At 62.3% G+C, this 14,084-nt stretch carries 18 protein-coding genes; 14 read left to right on the top strand and 4 right to left on the bottom strand.

Features of this window, described 5'->3' with window-relative positions; translation table 11 throughout:
* The first annotated feature begins 132 nt into the window (after positions 1–132).
* The 6 genes from C7I56_RS00410 (at position 133) to C7I56_RS12665 (ending at position 2,574) form a co-directional block, all read left to right on the top strand.
* Positions 133–333: a hypothetical protein gene (locus C7I56_RS00410; protein ID WP_106638596.1), complete on the top strand. Its 201-nt coding sequence runs from the start codon at positions 133–135 to the stop codon at positions 331–333.
* A gap of 7 nt (positions 334–340) precedes the next feature.
* Positions 341–628, top strand: coding sequence for a hypothetical protein (locus tag C7I56_RS00405; RefSeq protein ID WP_106638595.1), 288 nt, complete (start codon positions 341–343; stop codon positions 626–628).
* A gap of 26 nt (positions 629–654) precedes the next feature.
* Positions 655–807, top strand: coding sequence for a hypothetical protein (locus C7I56_RS12205; protein ID WP_158702931.1), 153 nt, complete (start codon positions 655–657; stop codon positions 805–807).
* 223 nt (positions 808–1,030) lie between these two features.
* Positions 1,031–1,459: a hypothetical protein gene (locus C7I56_RS00400; RefSeq protein ID WP_106638594.1), complete on the top strand. Its 429-nt coding sequence runs from the start codon at positions 1,031–1,033 to the stop codon at positions 1,457–1,459.
* A gap of 9 nt (positions 1,460–1,468) precedes the next feature.
* Positions 1,469–2,218 carry an MBL fold metallo-hydrolase gene (locus C7I56_RS12670; RefSeq protein WP_106638593.1) on the top strand — a complete coding sequence of 250 codons (750 nt, stop codon included), beginning with the start codon at positions 1,469–1,471 and terminating at the stop codon, positions 2,216–2,218.
* Positions 2,179–2,574 carry an MBL fold metallo-hydrolase gene (locus C7I56_RS12665; protein WP_158702930.1) on the top strand — a complete coding sequence of 132 codons (396 nt, stop codon included), beginning with the start codon at positions 2,179–2,181 and terminating at the stop codon, positions 2,572–2,574. The genes C7I56_RS12670 and C7I56_RS12665 overlap by 40 nt, the downstream gene beginning before the upstream one ends.
* A gap of 33 nt (positions 2,575–2,607) precedes the next feature.
* On the opposite strand, the gene C7I56_RS00385 is transcribed toward C7I56_RS12665, so the two are convergent.
* Positions 2,608–3,147, bottom strand: a complete 540-nt coding sequence (locus C7I56_RS00385) for a DUF3617 domain-containing protein (protein WP_158702929.1) — start codon at positions 3,145–3,147, stop codon at positions 2,608–2,610.
* A 61-nt stretch (positions 3,148–3,208) separates the two neighbouring features.
* On the opposite strand from C7I56_RS00385, the gene uvrB reads away from it, so the two are divergent.
* Complete coding sequence (gene uvrB / locus C7I56_RS00380; protein ID WP_106638590.1) at positions 3,209–5,410, top strand: excinuclease ABC subunit UvrB; 2,202 nt, start codon at positions 3,209–3,211, stop codon at positions 5,408–5,410.
* A gap of 100 nt (positions 5,411–5,510) precedes the next feature.
* Here uvrB and C7I56_RS00375 read toward each other — a convergent pair whose 3' ends face one another.
* Positions 5,511–5,867 (bottom strand): hypothetical protein, encoded by a 357-nt coding sequence (locus tag C7I56_RS00375; RefSeq protein ID WP_106638589.1) that lies wholly within the window; start codon positions 5,865–5,867, stop codon positions 5,511–5,513.
* A 130-nt stretch (positions 5,868–5,997) separates the two neighbouring features.
* Between C7I56_RS00375 and C7I56_RS00370 the strand changes: the two genes are divergently transcribed.
* Positions 5,998–6,567, top strand: a complete 570-nt coding sequence (locus C7I56_RS00370) for a CC0125/CC1285 family lipoprotein (RefSeq protein WP_106639549.1) — start codon at positions 5,998–6,000, stop codon at positions 6,565–6,567.
* 43 nt (positions 6,568–6,610) lie between these two features.
* A complete protein-coding gene (locus C7I56_RS00365) occupies positions 6,611–6,907 on the top strand; it encodes a hypothetical protein (protein WP_158702928.1) in 297 nt (98 codons plus the stop codon).
* Between the two features lie 96 nt (positions 6,908–7,003).
* Here C7I56_RS00365 and C7I56_RS00360 read toward each other — a convergent pair whose 3' ends face one another.
* Entirely contained in the window at positions 7,004–7,453 is a 450-nt protein-coding gene (locus C7I56_RS00360) for a hypothetical protein (protein WP_207789936.1), read from the bottom strand.
* On the opposite strand from C7I56_RS00360, the gene C7I56_RS00355 reads away from it, so the two are divergent.
* On the top strand, positions 7,452–7,706 hold the full coding sequence (locus tag C7I56_RS00355) for a KTSC domain-containing protein (RefSeq protein ID WP_106638586.1): 255 nt from the start codon (positions 7,452–7,454) through the stop codon (positions 7,704–7,706). The genes C7I56_RS00360 and C7I56_RS00355 overlap by 2 nt on opposite strands.
* Here the strand turns inward: C7I56_RS00355 and C7I56_RS00350 are convergent.
* A complete protein-coding gene (locus C7I56_RS00350; protein WP_158702926.1) occupies positions 7,699–8,277 on the bottom strand; it encodes a hypothetical protein in 579 nt (192 codons plus the stop codon). The two genes, C7I56_RS00355 and C7I56_RS00350, sit on opposite strands and share 8 nt — an antisense overlap.
* A gap of 120 nt (positions 8,278–8,397) precedes the next feature.
* Here C7I56_RS00350 and C7I56_RS00345 point away from each other — a divergent pair, with 120 nt between their 5' ends.
* From C7I56_RS00345 to C7I56_RS00330, 4 genes are all read left to right on the top strand, one after another.
* Entirely contained in the window at positions 8,398–11,226 is a 2,829-nt protein-coding gene (locus tag C7I56_RS00345; protein ID WP_106638584.1) for a M16 family metallopeptidase, read from the top strand.
* Positions 11,227–11,266: 40 nt separating this feature from the next.
* Positions 11,267–12,400 (top strand): sensor histidine kinase, encoded by a 1,134-nt coding sequence (locus C7I56_RS00340; RefSeq protein ID WP_106638583.1) that lies wholly within the window; start codon positions 11,267–11,269, stop codon positions 12,398–12,400.
* Positions 12,397–13,197: a LytR/AlgR family response regulator transcription factor gene (locus C7I56_RS00335; protein ID WP_106638582.1), complete on the top strand. Its 801-nt coding sequence runs from the start codon at positions 12,397–12,399 to the stop codon at positions 13,195–13,197. Before C7I56_RS00340 ends, C7I56_RS00335 begins: the two co-directional genes overlap by 4 nt.
* Positions 13,198–13,327: 130 nt before the next feature.
* Positions 13,328–13,993 (top strand): DUF4893 domain-containing protein, encoded by a 666-nt coding sequence (locus tag C7I56_RS00330; protein WP_106638581.1) that lies wholly within the window; start codon positions 13,328–13,330, stop codon positions 13,991–13,993.
* Positions 13,994–14,084 lie beyond the last annotated feature (91 nt).

Genomic DNA, 14,084 nt, shown 5'->3' with positions numbered 1-14,084 from the left:
TGGCTCGTCCCCGTTTGCCGGGTAACAACGCGAAGAACGTGCCGCCGTCGCGTGACGTTCCTGCTTTCGTCCCGTCGGGCCAACCGTTCACCGAAGTGCGGAACGGCCATTGCCTGCCCGCGTTTTAAGGCCATGACGATCAACGACATTGTGGCCGGCGCCCCATCCGAGCATCAGGGCCGTGCCCCTGGCCTCTATGATGAGCAACTGCAGCGTCAGCAGCAGGAAAAGATGTTGTTCCAGACCGTGTTCGAAACGCGCGTCGAGGAAATTCATGTGTTGCCCGCGCCCGATACGGTCGTCGCGCGCCTTCGCCGCGTGCTGCATATTTGAGGAGACGATGATGAACCGCCCCGATGGCAATCTATCGACCGACTATCAGCGACCCGGCGATGCCGCACGTCCGCAGGATACACTGGATCGGGAGGACGATCGCGGCCATCGCGCCTCTTTCGATCCCAAGACCGGCAAGGTTGCAGGCTCCGGCGCCGGTGCTGGCGGCAACAATCCCGGCGAGGATTATGACGACGATCCCATGGCCGGTGGCGGATCGGCTGCTGGCGGCCCGGTGCCCAAGGATGAGGCCGCGCAGCGCCCGCAGGACGAAGACCAGAACGACCGGCGATGAGCGGAGACACAAAAAGCGGGCACCCCTTGCCTGCCAGCAAAGAGGCCCGCCACGGCGAGGTGCCCGAACATCTCGAGGAGAAAAAGGGTAAAGGCGAAGACGCAGCCGAACAGGCGGCTCCGCATCCGCAGGGCGTGGAGCCTTCGGGTCGGCCTTACGAGGCCGATCCGGACGTTTGAGCGTCCTCTTCTGCTAGCCCGACCCTTACCGTCATCCCGGCGAAAGCCGGGATCTCAGGACAATAAGGCGCCTTATTCTGCAGGAAATCCCGGCTTTATCCTGCAGGAGATCCCGGCTTTCGCCGGGATGACGTTTAGATTGAATAGGTTTAGCGACCCCGTTCCCGCTCCCCCGAAATCACGCTAAGCATGAGCGTGAGTCCATCCAATGGGGGGAGCCATCATGCGTGCACTGATCCTTGCTGCCATTCTATCGAGCGCCCCGGCGCTCGCCCAGAAGCCATCAAGCGAAAGCACTCCCTCGCCCGAGAAACTGTTGGCTGAACTTGGCATGGGCGTGTCCGATGAAGAGCTGACGCGCGCCGTTGCGGAAGCATCCTCTCATCCGCTTGGCACCCTCTCCAATCCCGTGCGTGTCGGCGGTCCGGAAGGCGAACGGGCCTATATTGCCCGGCTTCGCTGCGTCGATGGATCGGAACCGGTCACCGGCCCGCGCGCCTCGGGCGGCATCGGCGCTTATGGCACGATCGTCGATCTCTACCCGCTCGACTGCAAGGCCGCCGCGCCCGGCAAGATGGATCTCGTCATGGACATGTATCATGACGGCCATGTTGAAACCGCTGCGCCGGCGGGCTTCACACTCCTCCCCTGACGCCGCGCCATGATCCGCATCCTGAAGGGGCTCGGCACGGCCCTGCTGTTTCCGATCATCGCGCTCTGCTGGGCGCCGACGCTTTTGATGCCATTTCTCGATTTCCGTTATTATCGCGGGCCAATAAGCGACCATTTCGACGGAGAGCGCTTTTTCAATGCCTATACGCCGCGTGGCCCCCAAAGCCCCAGCGCAGGCTTCTTCCTTGGCCGCGTTGGCGGCGAGGTCCGCGCCGCCTGGCCGGAACAAGTGCAAGTGACGCCGACCATCCCGCCTGCCCGTGTTCAGGGGGACGCGATGAAGGTCACCTGGATCGGCCATGCCACGGTGCTGATTCAGACGGGTGGACTCAATATCCTGACCGATCCGATCTGGTCGGAGCGCGCGTCGCCGGTTTCATTCCTCGGTCCCAAACGTGTTCGAGCGCCGGGTGTTCGGTTCGACGATCTCCCAAAGATCGACCTCGTCCTCATCAGCCACAATCATTATGATCATATGGACCTTCCCACTCTGAGGCGGCTGTGGGAGCGGGACAAGCCACAGATTGTCGTGAGTCCCGGAAACGATACGATCTTGAAAAGGGTGGGTATTCCCTCTCTGCCTATGGATTGGCGGGGCGGTTATTGGATCAACGATGCCTGCGATCCATCGATCGCGCCGTGTCGCGCCGCAATCGATGTAACCGTCCAGCCCAACCATCATTGGAGTTCACGCTGGGCGTGGATCGCAATCGCGCGCTCTGGTCGGCCTTCACCGTGAAGCTGCCGGGCGGCAACGTCTTCTTCGCAGGAGATACCGGCTATGGCGATGGCAGCTGGGTCAAGGAGGCAGCGCGTCACGGCCCCTATCGCCTCGCCATCCTGCCGATCGGAGCTTACGCGCCCCGGGCAGCGATGAAGAATAGTCATCTCGATCCGGACGAAGCGATGGCCGTCTATCGCACACTTGGCGCGAAGAGCGGCCTTGGCATACATTGGGGCACGTTCCAGCTGACGTTCGAACCAATCGATGAGCCGGTAAAACGGCTGAACGCGCTGCGGACGAAGGGCCGGGCGGCGGAGCAGGGCTTCGTCACGACCGAGGTCGGCCGGACCTGGGACGTGACGGCGCTATAAGCCCCCCCCGCGATGAGGGAGGGCTTTTGTGGATCAGGCCTTCGGCGTTTCTTCCGACTTCTCGGGCGTACAAGTGCCGGCAACCTTCTTGCCCACGATCTTGCGGGTCATCGCGACATCGCCATCGCCCGACAAATAGGTCTGGGTGCGCGCCGACACGTCCAAAGTGGTGGCGGTGTAGGTGCCGTCGAGGCTGACCTGAATATTGCCTGCGAGCCCGTCGATCTTGCAGCCCAAGGTGCCGCTAAGGCGCCCGCGCTTCATGTACAGATTCTCATACACGCATTCGCCAAGGTCGGCACCCGCGAAGATGGCGGGCTGGGGCTGGGCAACCTCGTTAGCCGCGATGCAGGCGCCGGCTTCCGATTTGTCGCCGACCGCGCCCTTGAGCGCAGGCTTGGGAGCATCATCAAGTGCGTCGATGCCGGTCAATTCGGTGGCGAACACCCACTGCCCCGCTTCCAGCTTCAGATTGTCCTTAGCGGCTTCAGCGGCCTTCTGGTCGGCCTCCGCACTGTCCGTGCAGGCGGCCAGAACAAGCAACGGCATCAAAGCGAGTACACGCATCGTCATCCTCCCCCTTCTTATCGGGCAGACGCTAGCGCGGACGAAAACGAATGACCATATAGCTTCCATGGCGATCCAAATCCGCACCACCCTGGAAGAACCGGAAACCGGCCAGGACTTCGTCCCCCACCGCCCGCAGCGCCCCGAAAAGAGCGAGGGCGGCAAGGCCTTCAAGATCGTGTCCGATTATGAGCCAGCGGGCGATCAGCCCGCAGCGATCAAGGAGCTTGTCGGCCAGATCAAGGATGACGAGAAGACGCAGGTGCTTCTGGGCGTCACGGGTTCCGGCAAGACCTTCACCATGGCGCAGGTGATCGAGCAGACGCAGCGGCCCGCCCTGATCCTTGCGCCGAACAAGATACTAGCGGCTCAGCTGTATGGGGAGTTCAAGAGTTTCTTTCCCGACAATGCGGTCGAATATTTCGTAAGCTATTACGATTATTACCAACCGGAAGCCTATGTGCCGCGGTCGGACACCTATATCGAGAAGGAAAGTTCGGTAAACGAGGCGATCGACCGGATGCGGCACTCGGCCACCCGCGCACTTTTGGAGCGCGACGACGTGATCATCGTGGCATCCGTGTCCTGCCTCTACGGCATCGGATCGGTCGAAACCTATTCCGCCATGGTCTTCAGCTTGAAGAAGGGCGAGACGGTCGATCAGCGCGAGATCATCCGCAAGCTCGTCGCGCTCCAGTACAAGCGCAACGACCAGGCCTTCGCGCGCGGCAATTTCCGGGTGCGGGGCGATAATCTCGAAATCTTCCCCAGCCACTATGAGGACACGGCCTGGCGCATCAATTTCTTCGGCGATGAGATTGAGGAAATTGTCGAATTCGACCCGCTGACCGGCAAGAAGGTGGCATCGCTTGACTATGTGAAGGTCTATGCCAACAGCCACCACGTCACGCCCGGCCCGACGCTCAAACAGGCGATGGAGGCGATCAAGCATGAGCTTGCCGAGCGCCTGAAGGAGCTGGTCGCGGAAGGCAAATTGCTCGAAGCCCAGCGCCTCGAACAGCGCACCAATTTCGATCTGGAGATGATCGCGGCCACCGGCTCCTGCGCGGGCATCGAAAATTACTCCCGCTTCCTCACCGGTCGCCTGCCCGGCGAACCGCCGCCCACTTTGTTCGAATATCTCCCCGAAAACGCGCTTCTCTTCGTGGACGAAAGCCACCAGACGGTGCCGCAGATCGGCGCGATGGCGCGCGGCGATCATCGCCGCAAGATCACGCTCGCCGAATATGGCTTCCGTCTGCCGAGCTGCATCGACAACCGCCCGCTTCGCTTCAACGAATGGGACGCGATGCGCCCGCAGACCGTCGCCGTGTCCGCGACGCCCGGCGGGTGGGAAATGGAGCAAACGGGCGGCGTCTTTTCCGAGCAGGTCATTCGCCCCACCGGCCTCATCGACCCGCCGGTCGAGATCAAGCCGATCGAGGATCAGGTCGACGACCTTATCCACGAAGCGAAGGAAACCGCGAGGAAGGGTTATCGCACGCTCGTCACCACGCTCACCAAGCGTATGGCGGAAGACCTCACCGAATTCCTCCACGAAGCGGGGTTGCGCGTCCGCTACATGCACTCGGACGTCGAGACGCTGGAGCGTATCGAGCTGATCCGCGACCTGCGCCTTGGCGTCTACGACGTCTTGGTCGGCATCAACCTACTGCGCGAAGGCCTCGACATTCCCGAATGCGGCCTCGTCGCGATCCTCGACGCCGACAAGGAAGGCTTCCTGCGCTCCGAAACCTCATTGATCCAGACCATCGGCCGCGCCGCGCGCAACGTCGAGGGCAAGGTCATCCTCTATGCCGATCGCGTGACCGGATCGATGGAGCGCGCGCTCAACGAAACCGATCGCCGCCGGGAGAAGCAGAAGGCCTATAACGAAGCGCACGGCATCACGCCGATGACCATCAAGCGCAACATCAGCGACATTCTCGCCGACGTTTCCAACCGCGACAGCGTCACCGTCGACACAGGCGACGAGGAAGCGACACACCTCGTCGGCCACAATTTGCGCGCCTATATCGAAGACTTGGAAAAGCGGATGCGCAAGGCTGCCGCCGACCTGGAATTCGAGGAAGCCGGGCGCCTGCGCGACGAAATCCGCCGTCTGGAGGCCGACGAACTCGGCATTCCCGATCACGAAAAGAAGGCGCCGGTCCTCGGTCATTCCATCAGCGGCAAGCCAGGCACGCGCACCACACGCTTCGGCAAACAAAAGGCTGCGCGGGCGGAGAGGCGAACGCGCGGACGCTAACCTCCCCCGTCATTGCGAGCGAAGCGAAGCAATCCAGCGGCACCGCGCCTGGCCGCAAGATGGATTGCTTCGTCGCTAGCGCTTTTCGCAATGACCAAACTCAAGGCAAGCTTGCGTTGTCCGATGCGGTTTCCAGCTCCTGAGAATTTGCGATCTGGGCAATCCCGTCGCGACCGATGACGATCACCCAGTCCTGCCCATCGCCGCAGCGCGCCGCCCAGACCGGCTGGCCGTTCCGCTCTCCTTGGAAAGCCGAGCGTTCGACATTTTGACAATCGCGGCCCGCATCGCGGATGGCGCGAATGAAGACGGCGTTGCGTTGCCCTTCCGGCATGGTCATCAGCCGCGCCTGGTAATCGCCCTGCGGCACCTCCACCGGCTGGACATCATTTTCCGATGCGCCGCTATCGCACGCGGCGATCAAAGCGGTTGCGCAGAGCCCAAATATAAACTTCATGCGCCTCTCCAATTCTTAATTTGGATTAAGAACGCAGAAGTGGTCGACCGGTTTCTTTTGCGGCCGCCATGTCCGGAACGTCCGCTTTTATTCTTCGTTTTCAGTTCGTAAGAGAAAAAGGATGCCGCCCATGACCCTGTATGGAAAAAGCGGTTCGCGCGCGCTGGCCGGCCCCGCTGCGATCGCCTTATTGTTGACCGCCTGCGCGACCGCGACGCCTTATCAGCCGATCGGCACACGCGGCGCATCGGGCGGTTATAGCAGCCAGCAGATCGAGGATAATCGCTATCGCGTCAGCTTTGCGGGCAACCAGTTCACCAGCCGCGCACGGGTAGAGAATTATCTTCTCTACCGCGCGGCGGAGCTCACCGTGCAACGGGGCTATGACGGCTTCACCATCGCGCAGCGGGCCACGGATCAGCAGCGGACGACGACCGTAAGGTCCGATCCGTTTGGCCCTGGCCCTTATGGCTATTGGGGCCCGTCCTGGCGTTATCGCGGCCCTTGGGGCTGGCGGAGCTGGGATCCCTGGTATGGCGATCCATTCTTCGACCGCACCGTCGATGTGAACACGATCGACCGCTATGAGGCGACGGCGGAAGTCGTGATGTACCGAGGCGTGCGGCCCAATGATCCGCGCAGCTTCGACGCCCGTCAGGTGATACAGAATCTGGGCCCGACGATCGAACTCCCCAAATAGGGCGTTCATTGATCGCTAAGGCTTGCCCCTCTATATGATGGACATGGGTATGATGACCTTCTTGAAACGCCAACCGCCCGCCCGGCTTGCGGCCATTGCGGCCGGCATCGGCCTTGTCGCGCTTGCCGCTGGGCCTGTCGCGGCCGCCATCGCCGATCCGGTGAAGAAGACGCCGGATAATTTTTCCTATGATATCAAGAACGGCAAACGCGTTGCCAAAGGCGGCAATCGCGTCACCAATGCCGACGGCAGCTGGCGCGAGGAGCGCAAGGACGGCGATTGCGTAATCGTTCGTGAAAAGACGGCAAGCGGCGAATATCGCGAGACGCGGAGCTGCTGATCGACCTTCATCGCGAGCGGAGGGAAAAGATCGCGCGACCTTGAGCCGGCCACAAGATGATTGCTTCGCTATGCTCCCAATGACGATTGTGGAAGCTCAGGCGCCTTTGAACCGGCAAACGGGCAGTCCGAGCTTCACATTGTCCCCGCAGCTTCGCACCTGCACCCGGCCGGCGGCGCCGACGAAGATCGCCCAGTCGCGGTTGCCCTCGCAGCGCAGCGTCCACATGCGCAGGCCCTGATATTCTTCCTGATAGACGCTGGAGACGATGCGGCGGCAACTGCCCCGATTGTCCTGAACCGCGCGGCGGAGGGTTAGTCCACGATCGGTTTCGCTCAATTTCATGAGCTGATCGTGAAATGGATTGGGCTTCGACGTCGAGGCCTTGGCGGGTTGCGACCGCTCCGGTTCAGGCGCCGTGCCAGCATCGCCGCAGCTTGCAAGCAAGGCCGCCAGTCCGAATATCGCCACCACCTTGCCATCGCGCATACTCATCTCCCGTCCGTCCGGAACCTTCATAACGCGGCGCCGGTTGCCCGCAATCATGCCGTCTCTTTCTTCATCGGCCATTGCGCGCGCCGCCTATGACGATGTCAGCCGCATTCTGGACCTCTGGTATCGCGATGGCGACCGCTATTCCTATTTCGATGTGCCGGGCGCGGTTTACGAGGCGCTGCTTGCCGCGCCATCCGCAGGCCGCTTCGTCAATGACCAGATCAAGGGCCGTTTCCGTTTCGAGATCGAACCGCGCCGCCGCCGTTTCCGCCCGCATGAGGAGGGAGGGTCCGGACTCAATTAGGGAGCGGCTTCACCTCGCTTTGCGCAATATGCCAGCGGCGCTGTTCTTCGGTCGACCCGGGCACGTCGTTTACCCGGCGCAATGTGACCGGACCCGCCATGTTGAAGGCTTCGCCCGATGCCAAGCGGCCATAGACCCGTACCGACACGGTGACGTAGATGGAACCCGCCGCACCCTGGGCCGGGCCGGGCGCACCCACATCCGCATGATAGTCCGCGAACCTGGCGAAGCTTTCCGCAAAGGCATCCGCGTCCATTCCGCTTGCCCTGCCGCCATCGGACCAGAGCGCCCAAGCCTCGGAATAGCGGCCCTGCCCAATCAGCGCATAATAAGATTGGACGATTTTGGCAGCCGCCTGCGGGCTATCCGGCGCGACGGGCGCTTCGACAAGCGGGGCGCGATCATCGGGTGGGGTATCCGCGCCGTCCGGACCGGGCGGGGCTGGAGGTGGGACGGAATTGCCGGCCGGTTCCGGTCGCGTAACGATGCCATTGTCCGCAGCCTCGTCACCCCCGCCGCAGCAGGCAAGGGTTAGCGATAGAGCGGCGAGGATCGGCATTGCTGGCTTCACGGTGAGGTTCCTGGATCAGGCCACCAATAACGGTGCGCGGCGGCAAAAGGTTCGAAGCTGCCGCAGTAGTAAAAAGCGGCCTTATTGCGGGAACGCAGCGCAGACCCTAGCTTAGGGCCCATGCATCGACGCTTGAAGTGGCTCGCCGCCCCCCTCCTCATCCTTGCCGCGCCGCTGGCTGCTCAGCCGGGCGCCAGCGACTGGTTCTACAAGGATACCGATCTCGCCGCCGATCCGGCCTGGACGTTCGGCACCCTGCCCAATGGGCTGCGTTATGTCGTCCGGCGCAACGCCTTGCCGGAAAAGCAAGTGTCGATCCGGGTGCGGATCAATACCGGCGCCTTGAACGAAGAGGATCACGAGCAAGGCTGGGCGCATTTCGTCGAGCATCTCGCCTTCCGGGGCTCGAAAAGCTTCGCCGACCGCGAGGCGCGGCAAATCTGGCAGCAATTCGGTGCAAGCTTCGGCAGCGACACCAATGCGTCCACCGATTCGACGCAGACCGTCTATCAGCTCGATCTGCCCCACGCCGACCAAACGACGCTCGACACCAGCCTGCACGTCCTGTCCGAAATGGTCGACACCGCCCTCTTCGTGCCGGAAGCCGTCAATGCGGAGCGCAAGATCGTGATGGCGGAAAAGGGGCGCCAGCCCGAACTCGCCGTCCGTTATCAGGATATTGCACGCCCGCTTTTCTATGCGGGCCTCAAATATGCGATGCGCGACACGATCGGCACGGACGAGACGCTCGCCGGAGCAACGCCGGAGGGCCTCAAGGCCTTTTACGAGCGATGGTACAGACCCGATCATGCGACGGTCGTCATGGTGGGCGATGCGGACCCAAAGATGATGGCGGAGTTGATCGCCAAGCGCTTTGGCGATTGGAAACCGGAGGGGCCCCCGCCGCCGATGGTCGATTATGGCGCGCTCATCACGCCGAAAGAGTCGGCGGGCGCGCTTGCCTATTCGGGCGCGCCTTACAGCGCTTCGGTCACGTGGGTTCGCCCTTATAAAGCACTCCGGCACGACCTTGCGCGCGAGAAGATGGATTTCGAGCGCACGCTCGCCACGCAGATCGTCAATCGCCGCCTTGAAGCGCGGGCACGATCGGGCGAGGCTGCTTATGTGAGCGCGGGCCTCGGCAATGCGCGGTCCACGAACATTGCCGATACGACGCAATTGAGCCTGACGGCGCGGGACGGGCGTTGGCAGGAGGGGCTGAACCAGAGCTTCGCCATCATTGCCGATGCATTGCGCACACCGCCGAACACGGCGGAAATCCAGCGCGAACTTCAGAACCTGCGCCGCGCCGCCATGTCCGGCGTCGAGGGTGAGAATACCATTCGATCCCAGCAATGGGCCCAGGCGATGGTCGGTGCCGTAGACGGCAATTCGGTGCTGGTCGCCGCGAAAACCTCGCTCGCCATGCTCAACAGCATGGCGCCCGCGATGACGCCGGACACCGTCTTCGCCGCAATGAAGCAATTGTTCGAGGGCGCAGATCCCCGCATCATGTTGCTGACCCCGCAGGATGTCGGCGGCCCAGGCGCGGCGATGACCGCTCTTGCCGCGGCCCGGCAGGCTGCCCCCGCCGAACGCATGGCGGACCGCGCGGTGACCTTCGACAGCCTTCCAAAGCTCGGCAATCCCGGCAAGGAAGTGTCACGGCAGGAGATTGCGGACCTGGGCGTCACCATCGTCCGCTTCGAAAACGGATCGACGCTCACCTTCAAGCAGACCAAGTTCGAAGAGGGCCGGATCGGCGTCAAGCTGCTTTTCGGCGAGGGCGTAAGCGGTCTTCCGTCGGATCGCTCGACCCTTGCGTTCATGAGCAATGTCGTTGCGCCCGCAGGCGTCGCCGATCTCGATCTCGACGGCATGGAGCGGCTGCTGACCGGACGGCGCATCGGTATGAACTTCCAGGTTGGCGAGGACGCGTTCGAGCTTTCCGGCGGCACGAACAAGGAGGATCTGGCCGATCAGCTGCGTCTGCTTGCCACCAAGCTTGCCCGTCCGCGCTGGGACGATGCGCTCTTCGCCCGTGCCAAGTCGGGCCTGCTCGACAGCTACGACCTTGGCTTCGCATCGGCATCGGCACGCGCGGGGCGGGAGTTTTCCGCCTTCGCGCGGAGCGGCGACCAGCGCTGGGCGATGCCGCCCAAGGAGAGGATCGCCCAGGCGACGGATGAGGAGTTCGAGGCTCTCTTTGCTCCCGCGCTTTCAACCGGGCCGGTCGAGGCAATCATCGTCGGCGATGTCGATCTTGAAACTGCCATCGCGGCGATGAAGGCCACCGTCGCGGCGCTCCCAGCCCGTCCCGAGGCGCCGGCACGTCCGGGCGCGGTTCGCCCGCCCGCACCCAACCCGGAACCGCAGATCTTTACCCACAAAGGTGATCCCAATCAGGCGCAGGCGACGATCGGGTGGACGACCTTTGGAGGCCTTGCCAATCAGAAGGAACGGCGCGCGCTCAGCATGGCGGGCAATATGATGCGCGTGCGGCTGTTTGACCGGCTGCGCGAGGAAGAAGGCGCGACTTATTCGCCAAGCGCTGCGTCGGGAAGTTCCGATACCTTTGCCGACTGGGGCATTTTCTACGCGTCGGCCGAGATCAAGCCGGAAAGCGCGGACACCTTCTTCCGCATTGCGCGGGAAATCGTGGCGGATCTCGCCGCCAATCCTGTGCAGGCGGATGAGTTTGCCCGCGCCCAGAACCCGATCATCAGCGGCATCGAGCGCCAGGTCGCGACCAATGCTTATTGGCTTGAAACACTCGAAGGGTGGACGCGGGAGCCGCGCCTGATCGAGCGCGCCCGCTCCTTCCTCACCGATTATAGGGGGCTGACGCCCGAGGATGTGCGCAAGGCTGTGGCGACTTATGTTGCCGATCAGGGCGACTGGTCGATGCTGGTTCTGCCGGAGAAGAAGGCTGCCGCCGGTGGCAACTGATCCTGCCCTGACGGGGTCGACCGGCTTTGGGGGGCAGACCATGGCAGCTATTCCTACGCTTGGAACAGGCGCCGGGGAGGAACAGGGGCGCAAATTCCACCTTCAGGAAGAACCTTTCTTCGAGGACAAGAATCGTGCCTTCTGGATCCTGCAATCGGCGGGCTGGGCGGGCTTCTTCATCCTCCGATCGCTGTCCGGTCTTGCCAATGCGATGGGCTTTTCCTTCATTCTCCACGCGGCCTTGCTGACCGCCACGGGCTATTCGCTGACCCTCCTTATGGCGGCGGCCTTTCGCAGGCTGATCAAGCAGAAGCCGATCATTACCTGGACAGTGTCGATCCTCTTGGTGCTCATCGCCTCCGCAGCCTTTTCGGCGATCGAGACGTGGAGCCATGCAACCTTTATCGACCCCGGCGCGCGGCCCGAGGGCATCCAGTTTCTCGGCGCGATCCTGCTTGATTTTACCCTGCTCGTCGCCTGGGCGGCGCTTTATTACAGCATCAACTACTATATCCTGCTGGAAGAGCAGGCGGACCAATTGCTGCGGCTTGAGACCCAGGCGAGCTCCGCTCAACTTGCCATGCTGCGCTACCAGCTCAATCCGCACTTCCTGTTCAATACACTCAATTCCATCTCGACCCTTGTGCTGCTCAAACAGACGGAGCGGGCCAACGCGATGCTGTCGCGTCTCTCTTCTTTCCTGCGTTACACATTGGTCAACGAACCGACCGGCACAGTGACGGTCGCTCAGGAAGTGGAGACGCTCAAACTTTATCTCGAAATCGAAAAGATGCGCTTCGAAGAGCGGCTTCGCCCGCGCTTCATGATCGATCCACACGCCGCGCAGGGACGCCTCCCCTCGCTCCTCCTGCAGCCCCTCGTCGAAAATGCGATCAAATATGCGGTGACGCCGCAGGAGGAAGGGGCCGACATCGCCGTGGAGGCGCATCGCATCGGTGAACGGGTCATCATCACGGTGGCGGACAGCGGGCCCGGGGCCGCCGGACAGGATCTGGCGGCCGTCACCATATCCACCGGCGTCGGCCTGCCGAACATTCGGGACCGTCTGGCGCAAGCCTATGGCGCCGACCATCGTTTTGAGACTCAAACGAACACAACAGGGGGATTCAGCGTTATCATCGATATCCCGTTCGAAACCGAGGAACCCAAATGACGATCCGTACGATCCTGGTCGACGACGAATCCCTGGCGATTCAGGGCCTTCAGCTACGGCTGGAAAAGCATGACGATGTCGAGATTATCGACACCTGCACCAACGGCCGCGAAGCCATAAGGTCGATCAAGACCCATAAGCCCGATCTCGTATTTCTGGACATCCAGATGCCGGGCTTTGACGGCTTTTCCGTCATTCAGGGCCTGATGGAGGTCGAGCCGCCGCTCTTCGTTTTCGTCACGGCTTATTCCGATCACGCCATCCGTGCCTTTGAAGCGCAGGCCGTCGATTATCTGATGAAGCCTGTGGAGGAAGACCGCCTTGCCGACACGCTCGACCGGGTGCGCCAGCGCTTGACGGAGCGGAAAAGCGCCGAAGAGGCGGGTAAATTGAAGGAAGTGCTCGCCGAAGTTGCCCCCGATGCGGTGGATACGGTCGGTGAGGGCGAAGATTCCTTTGCCTCCAACCGCTATGAAAAGCTTATCAACATCAAGGATCGCGGGCAGATTTACCGCGTGGATGTCGATTCTATCGAGAAAATCGACGCAGCGGGCGATTATATGTGCATCTATACCGGCGATAACACGCTCATCCTGCGCGAAACGATGAAGGATCTGGAAAAGCGGCTCGACCCGCGCCGTTTCCAGCGGGTTCACCGCTCCACCATCGTCAATCTGGACCAGGTCCGGCAGGTCAAGCCGCATACGAATGGCGAATGCTTCTTGGTGCTGGGCAGCGGCAGCCAGGTGAAGGTCAGCCGGTCTTATCGCGACGTGGTGGCGCGCTTCGTTCACTAAATTCAGTGCTCCGGCGAGAGCCGGAGCCGGACGTTTCCAAGGCGGAACAATCCTTAATCATATCCGGTTATAGCGAGGTGCCGGCCGTTCCGGGCCCGCTTGTCGCGTCAGCTCTGTTACCGGAGGAAGGATGATCCGCCGTGATTATCTGCGATTGGGCATTGGCGCCGCCGTCGCGCTGGCGGCAGGATGCCAGAAAGCCGATGCGCCCCGCCCCGCGCCATCCGTCAGCATAGAACTTCCCAATCAAGAGCAATGGACGGATGTGGCGAGCGCCGGTCATGCGGCGCGGATCGCTAATCTGGACAGCCTGTGGACCGAAGCGCTCGATTCCGCGCGCAAGGCGGGCCTCACGCGACAGGTGGCCAACGAGGCCGCATTGCTCGATCCGAGCGCGGCCCTCGCTCGCCCCGCGCCCACCCCCGGATTCTATATGTGCCGCATCATCCGGTTCGGCGCGCCCGGCACGAAGCAGCGGGCGATGAGCGTCTATCGCGAATTCTTCTGTTTTGTCGGCGCCAATAACGGCCACCTCGCGCTCACCAAGGATGGCGGATCGGAGCGGCCCGGAGGCTATCTGTGGGACGACGACGGCAATGACCGGCGCATGATCTTTCTCGGCGCGGTGGCGCTTGGGGCCGAGAAGGCGCCGCTCCCTTATGGCGAAGACGTGTCGCGCGACGTGGCGGGCGTGTTCGAGCGGATCGGCGATTTCCACTTTCGCCTCGTCATGCCGAACCCGCGCCCGGATTCCCGGCTCGATGTGATGGAGCTAAGAGCAGCCCCTGCGGACTAACTTTCCGTCATTGTGAGCGGAGCGAGGCAATCCAGCGGCGCCGAACCTGGCCGCTATCTGGACTGCCGCGTCGCTTCGCTCCTCGCAATGA

This window comes from Allosphingosinicella vermicomposti, from assembly GCF_003012815.1.
Taxonomy (GTDB): Bacteria; Pseudomonadota; Alphaproteobacteria; order Sphingomonadales; family Sphingomonadaceae; genus Allosphingosinicella; species Allosphingosinicella vermicomposti.
Note: the sequence above shows the minus strand (reverse complement) of the source record. Positions and strands in the feature narration are given on the sequence as shown.